This window comes from Mesorhizobium sp. M0408 (assembly GCF_040321495.1).
Classification (GTDB): Bacteria; Pseudomonadota; Alphaproteobacteria; order Rhizobiales; family Rhizobiaceae; genus Mesorhizobium.
The window spans coordinates 134,189-148,087 of record NZ_JAMYRO010000011.1 but is presented as its reverse complement, the minus strand read 5'-3'; the positions used below and the strand labels follow the sequence as shown (position 1 = coordinate 148,087).

Genomic DNA, 13,899 nt, shown 5'->3' with positions numbered 1-13,899 from the left:
CTGGGATGCGCGACGCCGCGGCAGACGAAGCGGATGCGTTTGCTTCCTAGCTGCGGCTGGGATTGTGAAATGTCAGGCTCATGATTTCGCCTGCGTCGATGCGGATACGGCCTGCTTGAGTGCCCGCGACGCCCGCTTCTTCTTCGGCGCGACCGGATTCAGAGCCGCCGCCGCGCGGTCCGCCTCTTCCTTGGCCAGTCGCAATTCCCTCAGCCTTGCCGTCTTGATGGTCCTGGCCTTCGCCTCCGAGAGATATTCGGCAGTTGCTTTGTTCCGCTCCGCCGTCTTCTTTTGATTTTCCATGAAGCGAGCCTCAGATTTTCCCATGATGTTCTGATTGCCTTGGGCCATCGGTAAAATCTCCTTGCAGCTAAAGTCGAAAACGTGAATTTCACTGTAAGATAGGTGTTTCACAGCGGAAATTCAATTCTCAGGCATTTGGCATGACCCAACTGTGGTGAGAGACCTGGCAGAAATAATACCTGTTAATATTATCGCGGATCGCAAGATTCTCTGGCGCTCCCGCAAATCGAGTATCCAGCGAGTCTTCCGAGAGGACCAACGCCGGACGATACGGTGCGACCCGCAAAGAGCGGGACAAGCGTCCCGTGTGACGACTGCCAATCCTCGGCACCTCGCGCAAGCGGCTGCACCATGCCCCTACTGGGTTTCGCCGCTGATCACCTCGGCATGGTCCTTGATGATGGTAGAAACGAAGCGGATGACGGCGCGCACCGGCGCCTCCGCCCCGATTTCACGGCGATAGACAAGCGACACCGGATGACTGCCGAGAATGTCGGGGGCAAGGCGCACCATCCGCGGTTCAGCTTCGGCCAACATGCAGGGCATTACCGCCAGACCGGCGCCACTCAGAGCCGCCGCCAACATTTCCGTCATTTCGGCAACGCGAAGGACAATTGTCGCGCCGGCGCCGTGCGCCTCAACCCATTTGGCGCCGGGGACGCCGGCAAGGCTTGCGTGAAATCCAATGATCTCGTGTCCGGCCAACTGGCGAGGGTCGATGGGCATTGGGTGACGGTCGAGATAGCGCTGGGACGCATAGATCGACCAGCCCGCAACACAAAGCTTCTGCGCGATCAAATCGTCTGCGGCGACGGTGCCGATCCTGACCGCAAGGTCGGCCTCGCCGTGCTGCAGGTCCACTGGCCTGCTGCCGCTCGTCAGTTCCAGGTTGATATCTGGGTGGGCCTTATGGAACCCGGCCATACGCTCGGCAAAAAGGGGGCTGAAGCCCGACGGCAGTGCCAGCCGAACGCTATTCTTGCCCGAACGTACAAGCGCCGTCAGTGCTTGCATGGTACGTTCAAGGTCATCACCGAGCGGCAGCAATGTCTGGCCAAGCGGCGTGATCTCGATGCCTTGCCGCGTTCGCACGACAAGCGAAACCCCGAGTGCCGCCTCAAGAGCAGCAAGGCGCCGGCTGATCGTCGTGTGACGCACGCCGAGCACGCGCGCTGCTCCCGACAACGTTCCCGCGCGGGCGGCAGCGAGAAAGTAGCGCAAATCGTTCCAGTCCGGTTCGCCGGTCTTTGTCACGAACCTAGTCTAGATCAATTCCTCGCCGCGCACCTGTGCAGTTTTGCACAAGCATGCCCGGAAATTGCAAATCGCCTGAATTTGACGTCCGCGCGAGAATAGGCCTGATCCAATTCAGGGAAACGATCGATGGATATCGAAGGTTTGCGAACGATGGTGGCGCGGCACGCGACGTCGGCCAATGCGTTGGTGGCGCTCGGTTTGGCGATGGAGGCGCGTATTTCCGGCACGCCACTCGAGGGCAGTGTGGCCCGGCGCACAGGGGCCGTGCTTGCCGAACTCGGCGCCTCCGACGTCGTGGCAAGTGCTGGCGTCATCGAACTTACGCCGGTGCTGGCCAGCATCCGGGTCGACCTGCTTTCAGGTGGCAAGCTGCTGTCGCGCTCCTCCGAAAGCGTCGAGGCCCTGGAAGCCCGTTTACGCCAGGCCTTCGGCGACGTTTCATCTGGCTTCCCGGCGTTGCTGAAGCGGCTGATCGCGCCACAACTGGCCGGTTTGCCGGAGAGGCTCGCCGCACCGGGCGCAGCCTTCCTGGATATCGGCGTCGGCGTCGGCGCCCTGTCGGTGTCGATGCTGCGGCAATGGCCCGGCCTGAAGGCGGTCGGTGTCGATCCCCTGCCTGAAGCCATCGCGCAGGCCGCTGCCAACGTCAGGGCAGCCGGGCTCGAACATCGCATCGAACTGCACACCGGGCTGGGCCAGGATATCGCGGACACGGACGCGTTCGACCTTGTTTTCGTACCAAGCGCCTTCATCCCCGAGCCGGATGTCAGGGCCATCGTCAAGCGCAGCCACGCCGCGTTGCGGCCCGGCGGCTGGCTGCTGCTGGCAATGGTCAATCCTGGACCGGATGCACTGGGAGACGCCCTCGCCCGCCTCCGCACCACAATGTGGGGCGGCACGGTCTTTGAAAAAGGCGCAGCCCAGGACCTGGTCGATCAGAGCGGCTATGCCGACAGCCGGTTGCTGCCCGGCCCGACCGGGGCGCCTGTCGCCTTCGTCGCCGGGCGTAAGCGGGGCTAACGGTTTCCAGGAGCGGACGATGAAACTGCTGATCTTCGGCGCTTCCGGTGCGACGGGTCGACTGCTTGTCTCGGCGGCGCTGGCGAAGGGCCATGCGGTGACCGCCTTCGTCCGCACGCCGGGCAAGCTTGCCATCAGCCACGAAAATCTGAAGGTGATCGTCGGAAACGTCGCCGATCGGCAGGCAGTCGAACGCGCCGTTGTTAGGTATGATGCGGTTTTCAGCTGTCTTGGGGTGGGCGCCCCGCTGAAACGCGATCCGGCCGTCGTTGCCGGCATCGGCTTCATCGTCGCGGCGATGCAGCAGGCCGGCCCCGAACGGCTCGTCTATCTTTCATTCCTTGGAGTTCGCGACAGCCGGCGGCAACTAGGCCCCCTGTTGGGCAACATCATCGCGCCATTGGTGCTGCGCCATGAGGTGGCGGACCATGAGGTGAAGGAAAGCCTGGTCGTTCAATCCAGTCTCGGCTGGACCATCGTGCGGCCGCCCAAGCTGAGCAATGGGGCGGCAACGGGTGAATTCCGCCATGGCAATGGCATCCGGGCGGCATCGCTGCTGCCGACACTAGCGCGGGCCGACGTAGCGGCCTTCATGCTCGCCCAGATCAACGACACCACCTACTCGCGCAGGACAGTCAGCATCCTGCGCTGACGCCGCACGGGAGCCGTCTTCCCCTCGACAAACCTCCCGCTTATCTTCATCGCCCTTATCTTCATCGTCCTTGTAGGCAGCGCCAAAATGGACGAATAGTCATAGCGGCGCGCCGCCGTGAAATTGCCGGTATGCGGTTTCTCAGTTGGCGGCATCGCCGCAGCCGGATCCTGGAATGGCCAGTCCTTTGGAACCACGCAAGAGAAGAGGTCCGATCGCCGCAAGGCTGCTGGCGGTGGATGCATGGATCGATTCCTCGGTCTACGAAATCGGCTTCAGGGCGCGCCAGTTCTGGGAAGCGGCGACCATCTTCTCGCGGCGTTTCCGCGTCGGCGGCTGGCGCCGTGGCCTGATCGAACTGTTGAGTGAAGGCTTTACGCTCGGTGCCGGCGGCATCGTCGTGCTTTTGGCGCTGGCCTTGCCGGCCTTCCAGATAACCGCCGGCGACTGGCGCACGCAAGGCGACTTCGCCGTCACCTTCCTCGACCGCTACGGCAACGAGATCGGCCAGCGCGGCATCATCCAGCGCGATTCGGTGCCGGTCGACGAGATGCCCGACCATGTCATCAAGGCGGTGCTGGCGACCGAAGACCGCCGTTTCTTCGACCATTACGGCATCGATGTGCTCGGCCTGTCGCGCGCCATATTCGAGAATGTGCGGGCAAATTCCGTCGTCCAGGGTGGCTCGAGCATCACCCAGCAGCTGGCCAAGAACCTGTTCCTGACCAATGAGCGGACGTTCGAGCGCAAGATCAAGGAAGCGTTCCTGTCGCTGTGGCTCGAAGCCAATCTGTCGAAGAAGGAAATCCTGCAGCTTTACCTCGACCGCGCCTATATGGGCGGCGGCACCTTCGGCATCGAGGCGGCAGCCGATTTCTATTTCGGCAAGAGCGTCAAGGACCTGAACCTTGCCGAGGCGGCGATGCTGGCCGGCCTGTTCAAGGCGCCGACCAAATATGCGCCGCACATAAACCTGCCCGCCGCCCGGGCGCGGGCCAACGTGGTGCTGTCCAATCTGGTCGATTCCGGCTTCATGACCGAAGGCCAGGTGCTGCAGGCAAGGCTGCACCCGGCCGAAATCGTCGACCGCGGCGAGCAGAAGAGCCCCGACTATTACCTCGACTGGGCCTTCGACGAGGTCAAGAAGATCGCCGCCAAAGGTGGCCCGCACTCGCTTGTCGCCCACACCACCTTCGATGCCAACATCCAGAAGGCGGCCGAAGAATCGATGGAGTTCCACCTCCGCCAGTTCGGCAAGGAATACAACGTCACCGAGGGCGCCATCGTCGTCATCGAGACCAATGGCGCGGTCAGGGCGATCGTCGGCGGCCGCGACTACGGCGCGAGCCAGTTCAACCGCGCCACCAAAGCGCTTCGCCAGACCGGCTCCTCGTTCAAGCCCTATGTCTATGCGACGGCGATGGAGCATGGCTTCACGCCGGATTCGGTGGTTTCCGGCGGACCCATCTCCTGGGGCAGCTGGTCGCCCCACAATTACAATGGCGGGTCGGCCGGCAACGTCACGCTGATCACGGCGATGGCCAAATCGATCAACACGGTGCCGGTGCGGCTGGCCAAGGATTATCTCGGCATCAAGCCGATCAAGGCGATGGCCGAAGCGATGGGCGTCGAGTCGCCGCTGGAATCACACAAGACCATGGTGCTCGGCACGTCGGGCATGACCGTGATGGACCAGGCGACGGGTTACAGCGTATTTGCCCAGAACGGCCTTGCCGGAACCCGGCACGGCGTCAGCCAACTCTTCACCCGTACCGGCGAGGTGGTCTACGACTTCGCCAAGGATGCGCCGCCGCCGCATCGGGTGCTGTCGGAGCAGGCGCTCAAATACATGAACACCATGCTGGCGGCGGTGCCGGTGATCGGCACTGCCCGGCGCGCAGCCCTTCCAAACATCGTCGTCGCCGGCAAGACCGGCACGACCCAGTCCTACCGCGATGCCTGGTTTGTCGGCTTTACCGGCAACTACACGGCCGCCGTCTGGCTCGGTAATGACGACTTCACCGCGACCAACAAGATGACCGGCGGCACGCTGCCGGCCATGGTGTGGCAGCGCCTGATGCTCTATGCGCACCAGAATATCGACCTCAGACCGATCCCCGGCCTCGATCACCCCTTCGTCGATGCCGAAATCGCTGCCAAGGCCGAGGAAGCGGAGAAGAAGAGCGCCGAACAGGCAGCAGCCGATGCCGCCGCCGAGCGTCCGCCGGTGCTGTCCAGCCGGACCACCCAGACCCTGAAGGAACTCACGAAGCTGTTCCAGGCGGCACCCGTGCTCGACGCGCCCGCTGCGCCGGAGACCCTGTCGGCGCTGTGACGGCCAATTGCGCGGGGCCGCTTGCCACAAGCCCCCGCACCGCGATATCCCGAGCGACAGTCTTTCAGTCCCCGGCCTTCGGTTCCCCGGCTCCTCATGCTCAAGAACGCCTTCCTGACGCTGCTTTCGCTTGCCATCGCCGTCGTCGGCGGTGGCGGCAGCGTCTGGTATGCACTGAAGCTGCAGGATGGCGTCGGCGCCATCAGGATCGGCCAATGGACCGCCTTCCCCGATATCGGCACGCCGACGGCAGATCCCTATTCGAAGGCCCGCGTGGCTCGCGAAGGCGTGCTGGCGCTCGGACAGGCGGAAGGACTGTCCTTCATAGCCGAGCGCGATTCCGGCGGCGAACAGCTCAAGCGGCAATGTGCCTACAAGATTGCGGGCGGCTTTCCCACCGCCCGGTTCTGGACGCTTTATGCCGCCGACCAGTCGCTTGGCGTGGTCGAGACCGGCAAGCCGAGGCCGGCTGCGCTGCAGTCCTATCAAGTGCTGCGCCAGGCCGACAATTCGGTGGTCATTTCCGTCGGCAGCCGCCCTGCGCCCGGCAACTGGCTGCTGACCAGCGGCGCCGGCAAGATGTACTTGGTGCTTACGTTCTACGACACGCCGATCGCCAGCAGCACCGGTCTCTCGGACGTCACGCTGCCGCAGATCCAGAAGGTCGGCTGCAATGCGTAGCCTGCTGCATGCCGTGCTGCTCGGCCTGCTCGGCGCCGGCATCGTGCACATCATCGTGCTGCTGCTCGTCCCCGAGTTTTCCGAACGCGACGCCTGGTCGCGATTGGCCATGGCTTCGGATCTCTACAAGATGACCAGGCTCGACGCGGAAGCCGGCGGCGCGCCGGTGGTGAAATCGGTCGATCCGCTGTTTTATGCGGCGGCATGCCGCTTCGATCTTGCCGAGGGGATGATGCGGGTCAAGGCACCGGGAAAGGTGCCGTTCTGGTCGATATCGGTCTACGACCGCGGCGGCCACAACATCTACTCGTTCAACGACCACAGCGCGACCGCAGGCGTGCTCGACACCGTTGTGCTGACGCCGGCCCAGATGATCGAGGTCCGCAAGGATCTTCCCGAGGAACTGCAAGGGGCGATCTTCGTCGAGGCGCCGATAGAGGAAGGCGTATTCGTCATCCGTTCGTTCGTGCCCGACGACAGCTGGAAGCCGATCGTCTCGCGGTTTCTCGAACAGAGTTCCTGCGAACTGCAGGATTTTTAAGCCGGTTCCGATGCTCAGTGATGCGGTACCGGCAATGTTCCCGAAGGTCCCGGCTTGTCGGGGCCGGCCGGCCGCGTTTCGCCCGTCAGCGGCCGCTGCTCGTAGCGCACCCCGGGAAAGATGATCACTGCCGCCGGCGCGGCTTGTTGTGCTCGATTGGTTGCCGCCGTTCGCGGCACGAAAGACAGTACCATGCCCATGGTTCGCGTATTCCTCTCGGTTGCCCCGGAGCACAACGCAACGCCTCCATAGTCGATTAAGAAGGTAGTAGGTTAACGGAGCGCTAACGGATCGCCGCTAAATTGATCTTTGTTCTTGGGAAACGCGAAACCGGTACAGCCCGGCAGAGCGCTGTCCAGATCGTGTCGAGTGTCGGGCGTATCCTTCGTGTCAGCTTCGGATTTCAGGCAAATCGCAGCAGGAGCTGAATCGGGAAAGGCCGAAAGGCTGTTTCGCGCCGCGGTATCGGCGTTCTGCTCGCTCACCCGCCCTTCGCGCCGGGAAATCGCGCAGCTCGAAGACCTGACGCTGCCGCTTTTCGAGAATGTCTCGGTCGAATCGCGCCGCTACGTCGCGGCAGCCCTTTCCGAATGCGAATATGCACCTGCCGCGCTGGTGCGGCGGCTTTGCCAGGAGCGGGTCGACATCGCCGCTCCGCTGCTCATCCGCTCGCGCGCCCTCAGCGACGTCGACCTGATCGCGCTGATCGGACGTCACGGCCTGCCGCATGCCCGTGCCATTGCCCGCCGCAAGGATCTCAATCAAACGATCGCGGATCTCATCAAAGTGCTCGAAAGGCCGACGCTGGTGCGGTCGCAGCAGCAGCCGGAAACAACCGCCAAAGCCGCGTCTGAAAACGCCGAAGTGGTTGCGGGCGAGGTCAACAGGCAAGAGGCTTCCGATGCCGCTGAAACTGTACGGCGGCGGTTGCGATCCATGATGCGCGAGAGCTGCACCGCCATCGGTCCGTTCGTCGCGCCACAAACCTACGTCAAGCTGCGCGAGACCGCGCTGACCGGCAATGCGGCATTCTTCCAGACAGCGCTCGCCGATGCGCTCGAAGTCGATTTTTCAACGGCGCGGACGCTCACCGCGAGCCACAATTACACACCGCTGCTGGCCGCCTTGCGCGCGCTCGACCTTAGTGAAGACAAGGCGTTCCTGATCACGGCGGCCATCTATCCGACCGAGTTTCCGCACCCGCAGGCGATCCGCATCTTCCTCGACCGCTACCGCCTGCTGCACCGCGACGCGGCGTTGGACAGGCTCCGCGGCTGGAAGGCCGACACCGTATCGAAAATTGTTCGCAAGCCTGGGCGCGTCGCCGCAAATGCCGACCTGCGCAAGCCGAACAGCGCCGACATAGCCGCCACCCCAAAGGCGCGTCGCGTCTGAAGGGCTTGCCGTTAAGACGCCTTGACCGAGATAAGCTCCTCGACGGGAATGGCGCCCGCCTCGATCTCAATCACCCAGATATCCGAATCGAATCTCTTCTCGCGCTCCAGCCGCGCGTCGAAGATGGCGGCATCGTCGCCTTCGCCAAGCAGGCTGAAAAAACGGTCGTCCGGCCTGGCTGAATCGTAACTCGTCTGCGGCGCCGGCCCGAACAGCGCTATCTCCCCCAGCCTGCCCCGCGCCAGCACGAAAACCGCGCCGGCTTCCGTCGCACCGCGCTTGACCACGGCGGCAAAGCCGCCGGCGCTGAAAACCCGGCGCAACAGCGCCGACACCCACAGATCGGTGGTTACCCGCATGGCGCGACCCTGCACGATTTCGGTTTTGTGGCGTCGAGATTGTCACTTATTCGCGAGCAACGGTTGGCTATCATAGCGAGTCCCCGGAATGCGACGATCTACCCAAGATCTAACAAATCTTGTTAGTCCCTGTGAAAAAATGCTATAGCGTCCCGGTATGAAAGCCCAACCCATGCGCACTCTTACTGTGTCGCTTACGCCCAAGCAGGCCGCCCGTCTACAAGACGCTGTGAACAGCGGAGACTATGCTTCCAACAGTGAAATTGTCAGGGAAGCACTACGTCTATGGGAGCAGCGCGAGGAATTCCGCACTCTTGAACTGGAACGTCTCAAAAGGGCGTATGACGAAGGGATGGCAAGCGGCGAGGGCCAGCACGTGGATCGCACGGCTTTCTTACGCGCTCTGAAAGCCGAACGCGCAGCCCGTGGCTGAATACCGGCTCACCCCCCGAGCTTCTCAGGATTTGCGAGATATTTGGCACCACATTGCCATCGATAACCAGAAGGCGGCTGACAAGCTGATCGGACGCATTTTCGACAGGCTGGAATTGGCTTGCGAGCACGCCAAAATGGGCGCAGCTCGACCGGAATTGAGCGCCACCGCCCGCATTCTGGTCGAGGGACGCTACATCGTGATTTATGAGCCTATGCCCTACGGCGTGTTAGCCGTGGCGATAGTCCACGGAATGCGTGACCCGGAGCAATGGCTTAAATAGACCGGGAGACTGGGTTTCGACCCTCAGTTGGTCAGGCCGATCTCGCGCATCTTGACATAGACGATCTCGTCGGGCTCGCCGGTCTCGGGCAGGCCGAACAGTGCCTGGAATTCCTTGATCGCGGCCTTGGTGCGCGCGCCGACGACGCCATCCAATTGAATGTCGTCATTGCCGAACGCTTTCAGTCCGGCCTGGATCTTGACGATGCGGGGATCCGGCGCCACCGCATTTGCCGGTGCGGACGCTGGAATGGCGGCTGGAACAGCGACCGTTTCGACCGGCCGCGGCACGGGATGCGGAACCACGGCTGCGGTCGTCGGCGTGGCACCCAGTTGATCCAGCAGGACGCTGTCGATCTCGCCGGAGGCATTCAATCCGACCTTCTGCTGATAGGCCTGGATGGCCTTGCGCGTATTCGGTCCGGGAATCCCGTCCACGGTGCCGGAATAGAAATCGAGATCCTTCAAAATGCCCTGGACCTGTTCGACGACCGGGTCGCTCTTGATCGGCGCAGCGGCCGGACGCACGATATTGATGGTGGTTTCGGGCTCGTCGCTGTCCGCCCGGGGAAAGCGCTCGATACTCCTGGTGGCGAAAAACGCGCCGGCATGCGGAAATGGCTGGTACCAAAGCGCGTTCGCCGAGACGTAGAACAGCGTCACCAGGAATGCGGTGGAGCCGCCGACCACAACAGGATTGCGCGAGATCAGGCTGCCCAGAGCCATAGCTCCGTGCTCGAAGGCATTGCCGCGGCGTTTGACCGCCTTAGGCTGTTTTGCGGAGCGACCCATTGCTCTCCCCCTTGCCACCGTCCGCTCTGGCTTTGGCCGCGGACATCGGCACCACGCCGGCCTTCTCCGCCGAGCGGCCCGTCGGGCCGCTCACGGGAAGGCTGATCGTCACCGTAGTGCCCTCGCCCGGCATGCTTTCGATCGACATGGTGCCCTCGTGCAGCGCCACCAGCCCCTTCACCAGCGAGAGCCCGAGGCCTGTGCCTTCGAAACGGCGGGTATAGTCGTTCTGGATCTGCATGAACGGCTTGCCGAGATTGGCGAAATCTTCCTCGGCGATGCCGATGCCAGTATCCCGGACCCAGAAATGCAGCCGCGAGCCGATGCGCTTGGCGCCGATGACGACATTGCCGCCTTCGGGCGTGAACTTGATCGCGTTAGAGACGAGATTGATCAGGATCTGCTGCACGGCGCGACGGTCGGCATTTATTTCGCCTGCGTCCGGCGCGATCTGGGCCTGCAGATCGATGGCCTTTGCCTCGGCTTGCAGGCGCATCATCGATTGGCACATCTCGACCGCTTCGCGGAAGCGGAACGGTTCCGGTTCGGTCGAGTAGGCGCCCGATTCGATCCGCGATACGTCGAGTATCGAGGTGACGACGGCGAGCAGGTGCTGGCCCGAATCCCTGACCAGCCCGACATATTCCTTCTGGCGCGGATCCTTGAAGCTGCCGAACATCTCGTGCAGCAACATGTCGGAAAAGCCGATGATGGCATTGAGCGGGGTGCGCAACTCATGGCTGACGACGGCAAGGAAGCGTCCTTTCGCCACCTCGGCGGAGGCAGCCGCCTCATTGGCGGCGGCAAGCTCCTGGCGCAGTCCGGCCAGTTCGTCGTTCTCGCGCAGAAGAAGCGTAAAGACAGTCTCCTGCCCCGGCGCGCGCATCATCTCGAGCGAGAACGGCCGGTAATTGTCGGCCGTCACGCCACTGCTCTGCGGCAGCCGTACGCGAAGGTCGAGCCGGCGCGACAGGGCGCCATCGCGCATATCGGCCAGCGCACTGAGATACGGGACGCGGTCGGACAGATGGATGCGATCGAAAAGTCCGGTGCCGAAAAGCAGCTCCGGTGGCAGCCGCAGCATAGTGCGTGCCTTAGCCGAGACGTCCAGAACCTCGCCATGCGCCGCGATTCGCAGCACGACGGTGTCGATGAGGTCTTCGAGCCGGTGGCTGCCGGCCGGATCGAACTGTGCGCTGGCGGCGCCGCGAAGCGGAGCGATACGCGGAATGAGCGTGAGTGCCCAGGCCAGTGGTACCAGCCAGTGCCATGCGGCGATTTCGGTCTGGTCGAGCGGCAAGACGGAACCGGCTAAAGGCTGCAGCAAGACTGCGACAAAGGCCGATATGGCGCCCCAGATCACGGCACGGCGCGACTGGCCGATCCACCACGCTTCAAACGGCACCGCCACCGCGAGCAAGGCAACCGGCGAGGCCACACCGCCGGCGGCAGCGATAAGGGCACCGAGGGCAACGCTGCCGACGACCAAGGCGAGTTGGCCGGCCAGGGTCATCTTGCCCGATGCAGCCACCAGCAGGGCGGCGAACCAGCAAAGGCCGAACGCCGCAAAGATGGCAGCCACGGTCACGGCCGCGCCCATGCCCGACGTGACCAGCGTCACCGCTGCACCCGCGCTGAAGAAAGGAGCCGCCAGCATGGCGCCAATGAACCGACTGTGGCGGCGACGATCGCTCTGGCCGAGCACGGACGGATGAACCATCCGTTCGCAACCGGCGGCTATCGCGCCCGGCAACTCGGCGTATCTGGCCTTGATCGCACTCAACTCAACGCACCCGGTCGTGAACGGCCCTGCTTTGCAGGCGGCTTTTGTCGATTCCGAAACTCGCATCCAGCGTTTAAGGAATGGATAAGGCTGGGCCGATGGTCCCCCGGCAGGCTGCAAATATCGGGATACCGGCGGGGAAAAACCGGGGCAATTGCCGCCATAGTAAACGGAGCGTTATCCACACCGCCCGCGCCTGAACCTACGACCGATGGCATCAAACTGTCGCCGATTAAGAAAATGATAATGAAAAACAATAGGTTGGATGGTTATCATTTGCTGAATAAAATCTGAGCCGTTCGAGGCAAATGAACTTCAAAACGCTTCGTTTCGAATCTACCTAAAATTTAAGGAAAACTGTTGCTTTCGGGACAAGCCGTCCTTTGCGCGTCTGTGTCAGTATCGCGGTACAAGGGTCGTGCGGTTCGGATGCATGACGTCATAAAGGACAGACAGATGGGCTTTCTGATAAGAGCTGCTTTCTGGTTTTCGCTGGTGCTTCTGGCGCTGCCGCTGGGTGTCGGCGCCGATGATGCGGGCCGCGAAAGCGTCGGGCCGCTCCAGGCGCTGTTTGCGGCGCGCGAAGCCGTCGGCGATATCGCCGGCATCTGCGAGCGCAAGCCGGACGTGTGCGAGACCGGCAAATCGGCAATGCACACCATCACCGCCCGGGCCAGGGAGACCGCCAAGATCGCGGCCGCCATGCTGGACGACAAGGCCGCTGAACCCGATACGGTGACGACCACCGGCAGCGTGTCCGAGGAAATCGTGTTGCCGGCGAAAGTCGATTTGCCGGCGAAAGTGCACTTGCCGGCGAAGAACTGAGACTGTTTCGGCCGAATTCATCGCTAAACCGCAAGGCTCTCGCTCTCGGCACCTGCGGCGTTTCTCCTCTTTTTCCGTGACGTGGCAGCGCCGGATGACTATATCCGGGGGAATGACGACGACGATCCAGACCATCCGCGACGACTTTTCCCTGCTCGACGAGTGGGAAGACCGCTATCGCTATGTGATTGAACTGGGTGAAGCGCTGCCGCCGTTTCCCGACGAGCAACGCATACAAGCCAACAAGGTGCCCGGCTGCGTCAGCCAGGTCTGGCTGACCACCGAGCAAGGCGGGGGTGTCGACCCCGTTATCACCTTCAAGGGCGATTCCGACGCGCATATCGTGCGCGGCCTGGTCGCCATCATGCTGGCGCTGTTTTCGGGACGGCCGGCCAGCGAAATCCAGAGGACCGACGCAGAGGCCACATTGAAGGCACTCGGACTTGACGAGCACCTGTCGCCGCAGCGCGCCAATGGTCTTCGCTCGATGGTCAAGCGCATCAAGCGTGACGCCGAGGCAGCGCTGAAGCAGACCGCCTGACCGGACGGCAATTGCCGGCGGCATGAAGAACTGGCGGCCTGAGCTTGGTCTCCCCACAATGCGAAAACGGCGCCTGTAGGCGCCGTTTGAGTATCAAACCGGAAGAGCCGCTTGTCAGCGTCCCTTGCGCTTGCGGCCGAGACCCATCTTCTTGGCGAGCTGCGAACGGGCGGCCGCGTAATTGGGCGCAACCATCGGATAGCTCGGGTCCAGGTTCCACTTTTCACGATACTGCTCGGGCGTCAGATCATAGTGGGTCATCAAGTGACGCTTGAGCGACTTGAACTTCTTGCCGTCTTCGAGACAGATGATGTAGTCGTCATGCACCGACCGCTTCGGATTTACCGCCGGCTTCTGCTTGTCGGCAGGCGGCTGCTCGGCGGCCCCGCCGACACGCCCGAGAGCGGCATGGACATCGGCGATAAGGTTCGGCAGTTCGCCGACCGGTACGGGATTGTTGCTGACATAGGCAGCCACCACGTCGGCGGTGAGCTCGATCAGCGCGTCACTGTTTCTGGAAGGTGTTTCGGTAATATCCATGGCGTTCAGGCCCCAACGAGAATTGTTTCTGTTTGCGCCCGTTTCGATAGTTGGGCATCGCGCGAACTTGTGCAGGAAAAAGCCTCCGCGATTCGCGTCGCGGCATCTTAATGGGCCGGGCCGCCAAGTAAGTCAATTCGCTTCTTTCGGTCTATTCAGC

The 13,899-nt window shown here is 62.6% G+C and carries 17 protein-coding genes; 10 read left to right on the top strand and 7 right to left on the bottom strand.

The genetic code is table 11. The annotated features are described in order from the left end of the window. Positions 1-78: 78 nt before the first annotated feature. Both NKI67_RS15405 and NKI67_RS15400 read right to left on the bottom strand, forming a co-directional pair. The gene (locus NKI67_RS15405) at positions 79-351 is read right to left on the bottom strand and encodes a hypothetical protein (protein WP_023677828.1); all 273 of its coding nucleotides are present in this window, start codon (positions 349-351) and stop codon (positions 79-81) included. A 309-nt stretch (positions 352-660) separates the two neighbouring features. After that, complete coding sequence (locus NKI67_RS15400; RefSeq protein ID WP_023677829.1) at positions 661-1,557, bottom strand: LysR family transcriptional regulator; 897 nt, start codon at positions 1,555-1,557, stop codon at positions 661-663. Positions 1,558-1,686: 129 nt separating this feature from the next. On the opposite strand from NKI67_RS15400, the gene NKI67_RS15395 reads away from it, so the two are divergent. The 5 genes from NKI67_RS15395 (at position 1,687) to NKI67_RS15375 (ending at position 6,789) form a co-directional block, all read left to right on the top strand. Beyond that, entirely contained in the window at positions 1,687-2,580 is an 894-nt protein-coding gene (locus NKI67_RS15395; RefSeq protein ID WP_352636414.1) for a methyltransferase domain-containing protein, read from the top strand. A 19-nt stretch (positions 2,581-2,599) separates the two neighbouring features. Next, a complete protein-coding gene (locus NKI67_RS15390; protein WP_352645811.1) occupies positions 2,600-3,232 on the top strand; it encodes an NAD(P)-dependent oxidoreductase in 633 nt (210 codons plus the stop codon). Between the two features lie 175 nt (positions 3,233-3,407). After that, a complete protein-coding gene (locus tag NKI67_RS15385) occupies positions 3,408-5,567 on the top strand; it encodes a transglycosylase domain-containing protein (protein WP_352578420.1) in 2,160 nt (719 codons plus the stop codon). 96 nt (positions 5,568-5,663) lie between these two features. Continuing rightward, the gene (locus tag NKI67_RS15380; RefSeq protein WP_352449049.1) at positions 5,664-6,248 is read left to right on the top strand and encodes a DUF1214 domain-containing protein; all 585 of its coding nucleotides are present in this window, start codon (positions 5,664-5,666) and stop codon (positions 6,246-6,248) included. Next, positions 6,241-6,789: a DUF1254 domain-containing protein gene (locus tag NKI67_RS15375; protein ID WP_352578419.1), complete on the top strand. Its 549-nt coding sequence runs from the start codon at positions 6,241-6,243 to the stop codon at positions 6,787-6,789. The genes NKI67_RS15380 and NKI67_RS15375 overlap by 8 nt, the downstream gene beginning before the upstream one ends. A gap of 14 nt (positions 6,790-6,803) precedes the next feature. On the opposite strand, the gene NKI67_RS15370 is transcribed toward NKI67_RS15375, so the two are convergent. Further along, a complete protein-coding gene (locus NKI67_RS15370) occupies positions 6,804-6,989 on the bottom strand; it encodes a hypothetical protein (protein WP_023677835.1) in 186 nt (61 codons plus the stop codon). A 187-nt stretch (positions 6,990-7,176) separates the two neighbouring features. On the opposite strand from NKI67_RS15370, the gene NKI67_RS15365 reads away from it, so the two are divergent. Continuing rightward, on the top strand, positions 7,177-8,184 hold the full coding sequence (locus NKI67_RS15365) for a DUF2336 domain-containing protein (RefSeq protein ID WP_352578418.1): 1,008 nt from the start codon (positions 7,177-7,179) through the stop codon (positions 8,182-8,184). Positions 8,185-8,195: 11 nt separating this feature from the next. Here NKI67_RS15365 and NKI67_RS15360 read toward each other — a convergent pair whose 3' ends face one another. Continuing rightward, the gene (locus NKI67_RS15360) at positions 8,196-8,543 is read right to left on the bottom strand and encodes a DUF1491 family protein (protein WP_352578417.1); all 348 of its coding nucleotides are present in this window, start codon (positions 8,541-8,543) and stop codon (positions 8,196-8,198) included. 172 nt (positions 8,544-8,715) lie between these two features. Between NKI67_RS15360 and NKI67_RS15355 the strand changes: the two genes are divergently transcribed. Together NKI67_RS15355 and NKI67_RS15350 are read left to right on the top strand one after the other, a co-directional pair. Beyond that, a complete protein-coding gene (locus NKI67_RS15355) occupies positions 8,716-8,976 on the top strand; it encodes a type II toxin-antitoxin system ParD family antitoxin (RefSeq protein WP_023677838.1) in 261 nt (86 codons plus the stop codon). Beyond that, positions 8,969-9,259, top strand: a complete 291-nt coding sequence (locus NKI67_RS15350; RefSeq protein ID WP_352645809.1) for a type II toxin-antitoxin system RelE/ParE family toxin — start codon at positions 8,969-8,971, stop codon at positions 9,257-9,259. The genes NKI67_RS15355 and NKI67_RS15350 overlap by 8 nt, the downstream gene beginning before the upstream one ends. 23 nt (positions 9,260-9,282) lie before the next feature. On the opposite strand, the gene NKI67_RS15345 is transcribed toward NKI67_RS15350, so the two are convergent. Next, positions 9,283-10,050, bottom strand: a complete 768-nt coding sequence (locus NKI67_RS15345) for a peptidoglycan-binding domain-containing protein (RefSeq protein WP_352566132.1) — start codon at positions 10,048-10,050, stop codon at positions 9,283-9,285. Continuing rightward, the gene (locus NKI67_RS15340; RefSeq protein ID WP_352645853.1) at positions 10,025-11,770 is read right to left on the bottom strand and encodes an ATP-binding protein; all 1,746 of its coding nucleotides are present in this window, start codon (positions 11,768-11,770) and stop codon (positions 10,025-10,027) included. The genes NKI67_RS15345 and NKI67_RS15340 overlap by 26 nt, the downstream gene beginning before the upstream one ends. Before the next feature lie 519 nt (positions 11,771-12,289). On the opposite strand from NKI67_RS15340, the gene NKI67_RS15335 reads away from it, so the two are divergent. Beyond that, complete coding sequence (locus NKI67_RS15335) at positions 12,290-12,658, top strand: DUF5330 domain-containing protein (protein ID WP_023677842.1); 369 nt, start codon at positions 12,290-12,292, stop codon at positions 12,656-12,658. Between the two features lie 112 nt (positions 12,659-12,770). After that, a complete protein-coding gene (locus NKI67_RS15330) occupies positions 12,771-13,199 on the top strand; it encodes a SufE family protein (RefSeq protein WP_023677843.1) in 429 nt (142 codons plus the stop codon). 114 nt (positions 13,200-13,313) lie between these two features. On the opposite strand, the gene NKI67_RS15325 is transcribed toward NKI67_RS15330, so the two are convergent. Next, a complete protein-coding gene (locus tag NKI67_RS15325) occupies positions 13,314-13,739 on the bottom strand; it encodes a Ros/MucR family transcriptional regulator (protein ID WP_352645807.1) in 426 nt (141 codons plus the stop codon). Positions 13,740-13,899: the final 160 nt, after the last annotated feature.

What these genes read in the sequence shown, in the direction of transcription:
- NKI67_RS15405 (WP_023677828.1), bottom strand. Translation starts at nt 351, where the DNA reads ATGGCCCAAGGCAATCAGAACATCATGGGAAAATCTGAGGCTCGCTTC.
- NKI67_RS15395 (WP_352636414.1), top strand. Translation starts at nt 1,687, where the DNA reads ATGGATATCGAAGGTTTGCGAACGATGGTGGCGCGGCACGCGACGTCG.
- NKI67_RS15390 (WP_352645811.1), top strand. Translation starts at nt 2,600, where the DNA reads ATGAAACTGCTGATCTTCGGCGCTTCCGGTGCGACGGGTCGACTGCTT.
- NKI67_RS15385 (WP_352578420.1), top strand. Translation starts at nt 3,408, where the DNA reads ATGGCCAGTCCTTTGGAACCACGCAAGAGAAGAGGTCCGATCGCCGCA.
- NKI67_RS15380 (WP_352449049.1), top strand. Translation starts at nt 5,664, where the DNA reads ATGCTCAAGAACGCCTTCCTGACGCTGCTTTCGCTTGCCATCGCCGTC.
- NKI67_RS15375 (WP_352578419.1), top strand. Translation starts at nt 6,241, where the DNA reads ATGCGTAGCCTGCTGCATGCCGTGCTGCTCGGCCTGCTCGGCGCCGGC.
- NKI67_RS15370 (WP_023677835.1), bottom strand. Translation starts at nt 6,989, where the DNA reads ATGGGCATGGTACTGTCTTTCGTGCCGCGAACGGCGGCAACCAATCGA.
- NKI67_RS15360 (WP_352578417.1), bottom strand. Translation starts at nt 8,543, where the DNA reads ATGCGGGTAACCACCGATCTGTGGGTGTCGGCGCTGTTGCGCCGGGTT.
- NKI67_RS15355 (WP_023677838.1), top strand. Translation starts at nt 8,716, where the DNA reads ATGCGCACTCTTACTGTGTCGCTTACGCCCAAGCAGGCCGCCCGTCTA.
- NKI67_RS15345 (WP_352566132.1), bottom strand. Translation starts at nt 10,050, where the DNA reads ATGGGTCGCTCCGCAAAACAGCCTAAGGCGGTCAAACGCCGCGGCAAT.
- NKI67_RS15340 (WP_352645853.1), bottom strand. Translation starts at nt 11,770, where the DNA reads ATGGTTCATCCGTCCGTGCTCGGCCAGAGCGATCGTCGCCGCCACAGT.
- NKI67_RS15335 (WP_023677842.1), top strand. Translation starts at nt 12,290, where the DNA reads ATGGGCTTTCTGATAAGAGCTGCTTTCTGGTTTTCGCTGGTGCTTCTG.
- NKI67_RS15330 (WP_023677843.1), top strand. Translation starts at nt 12,771, where the DNA reads ATGACGACGACGATCCAGACCATCCGCGACGACTTTTCCCTGCTCGAC.
- NKI67_RS15325 (WP_352645807.1), bottom strand. Translation starts at nt 13,739, where the DNA reads ATGGATATTACCGAAACACCTTCCAGAAACAGTGACGCGCTGATCGAG.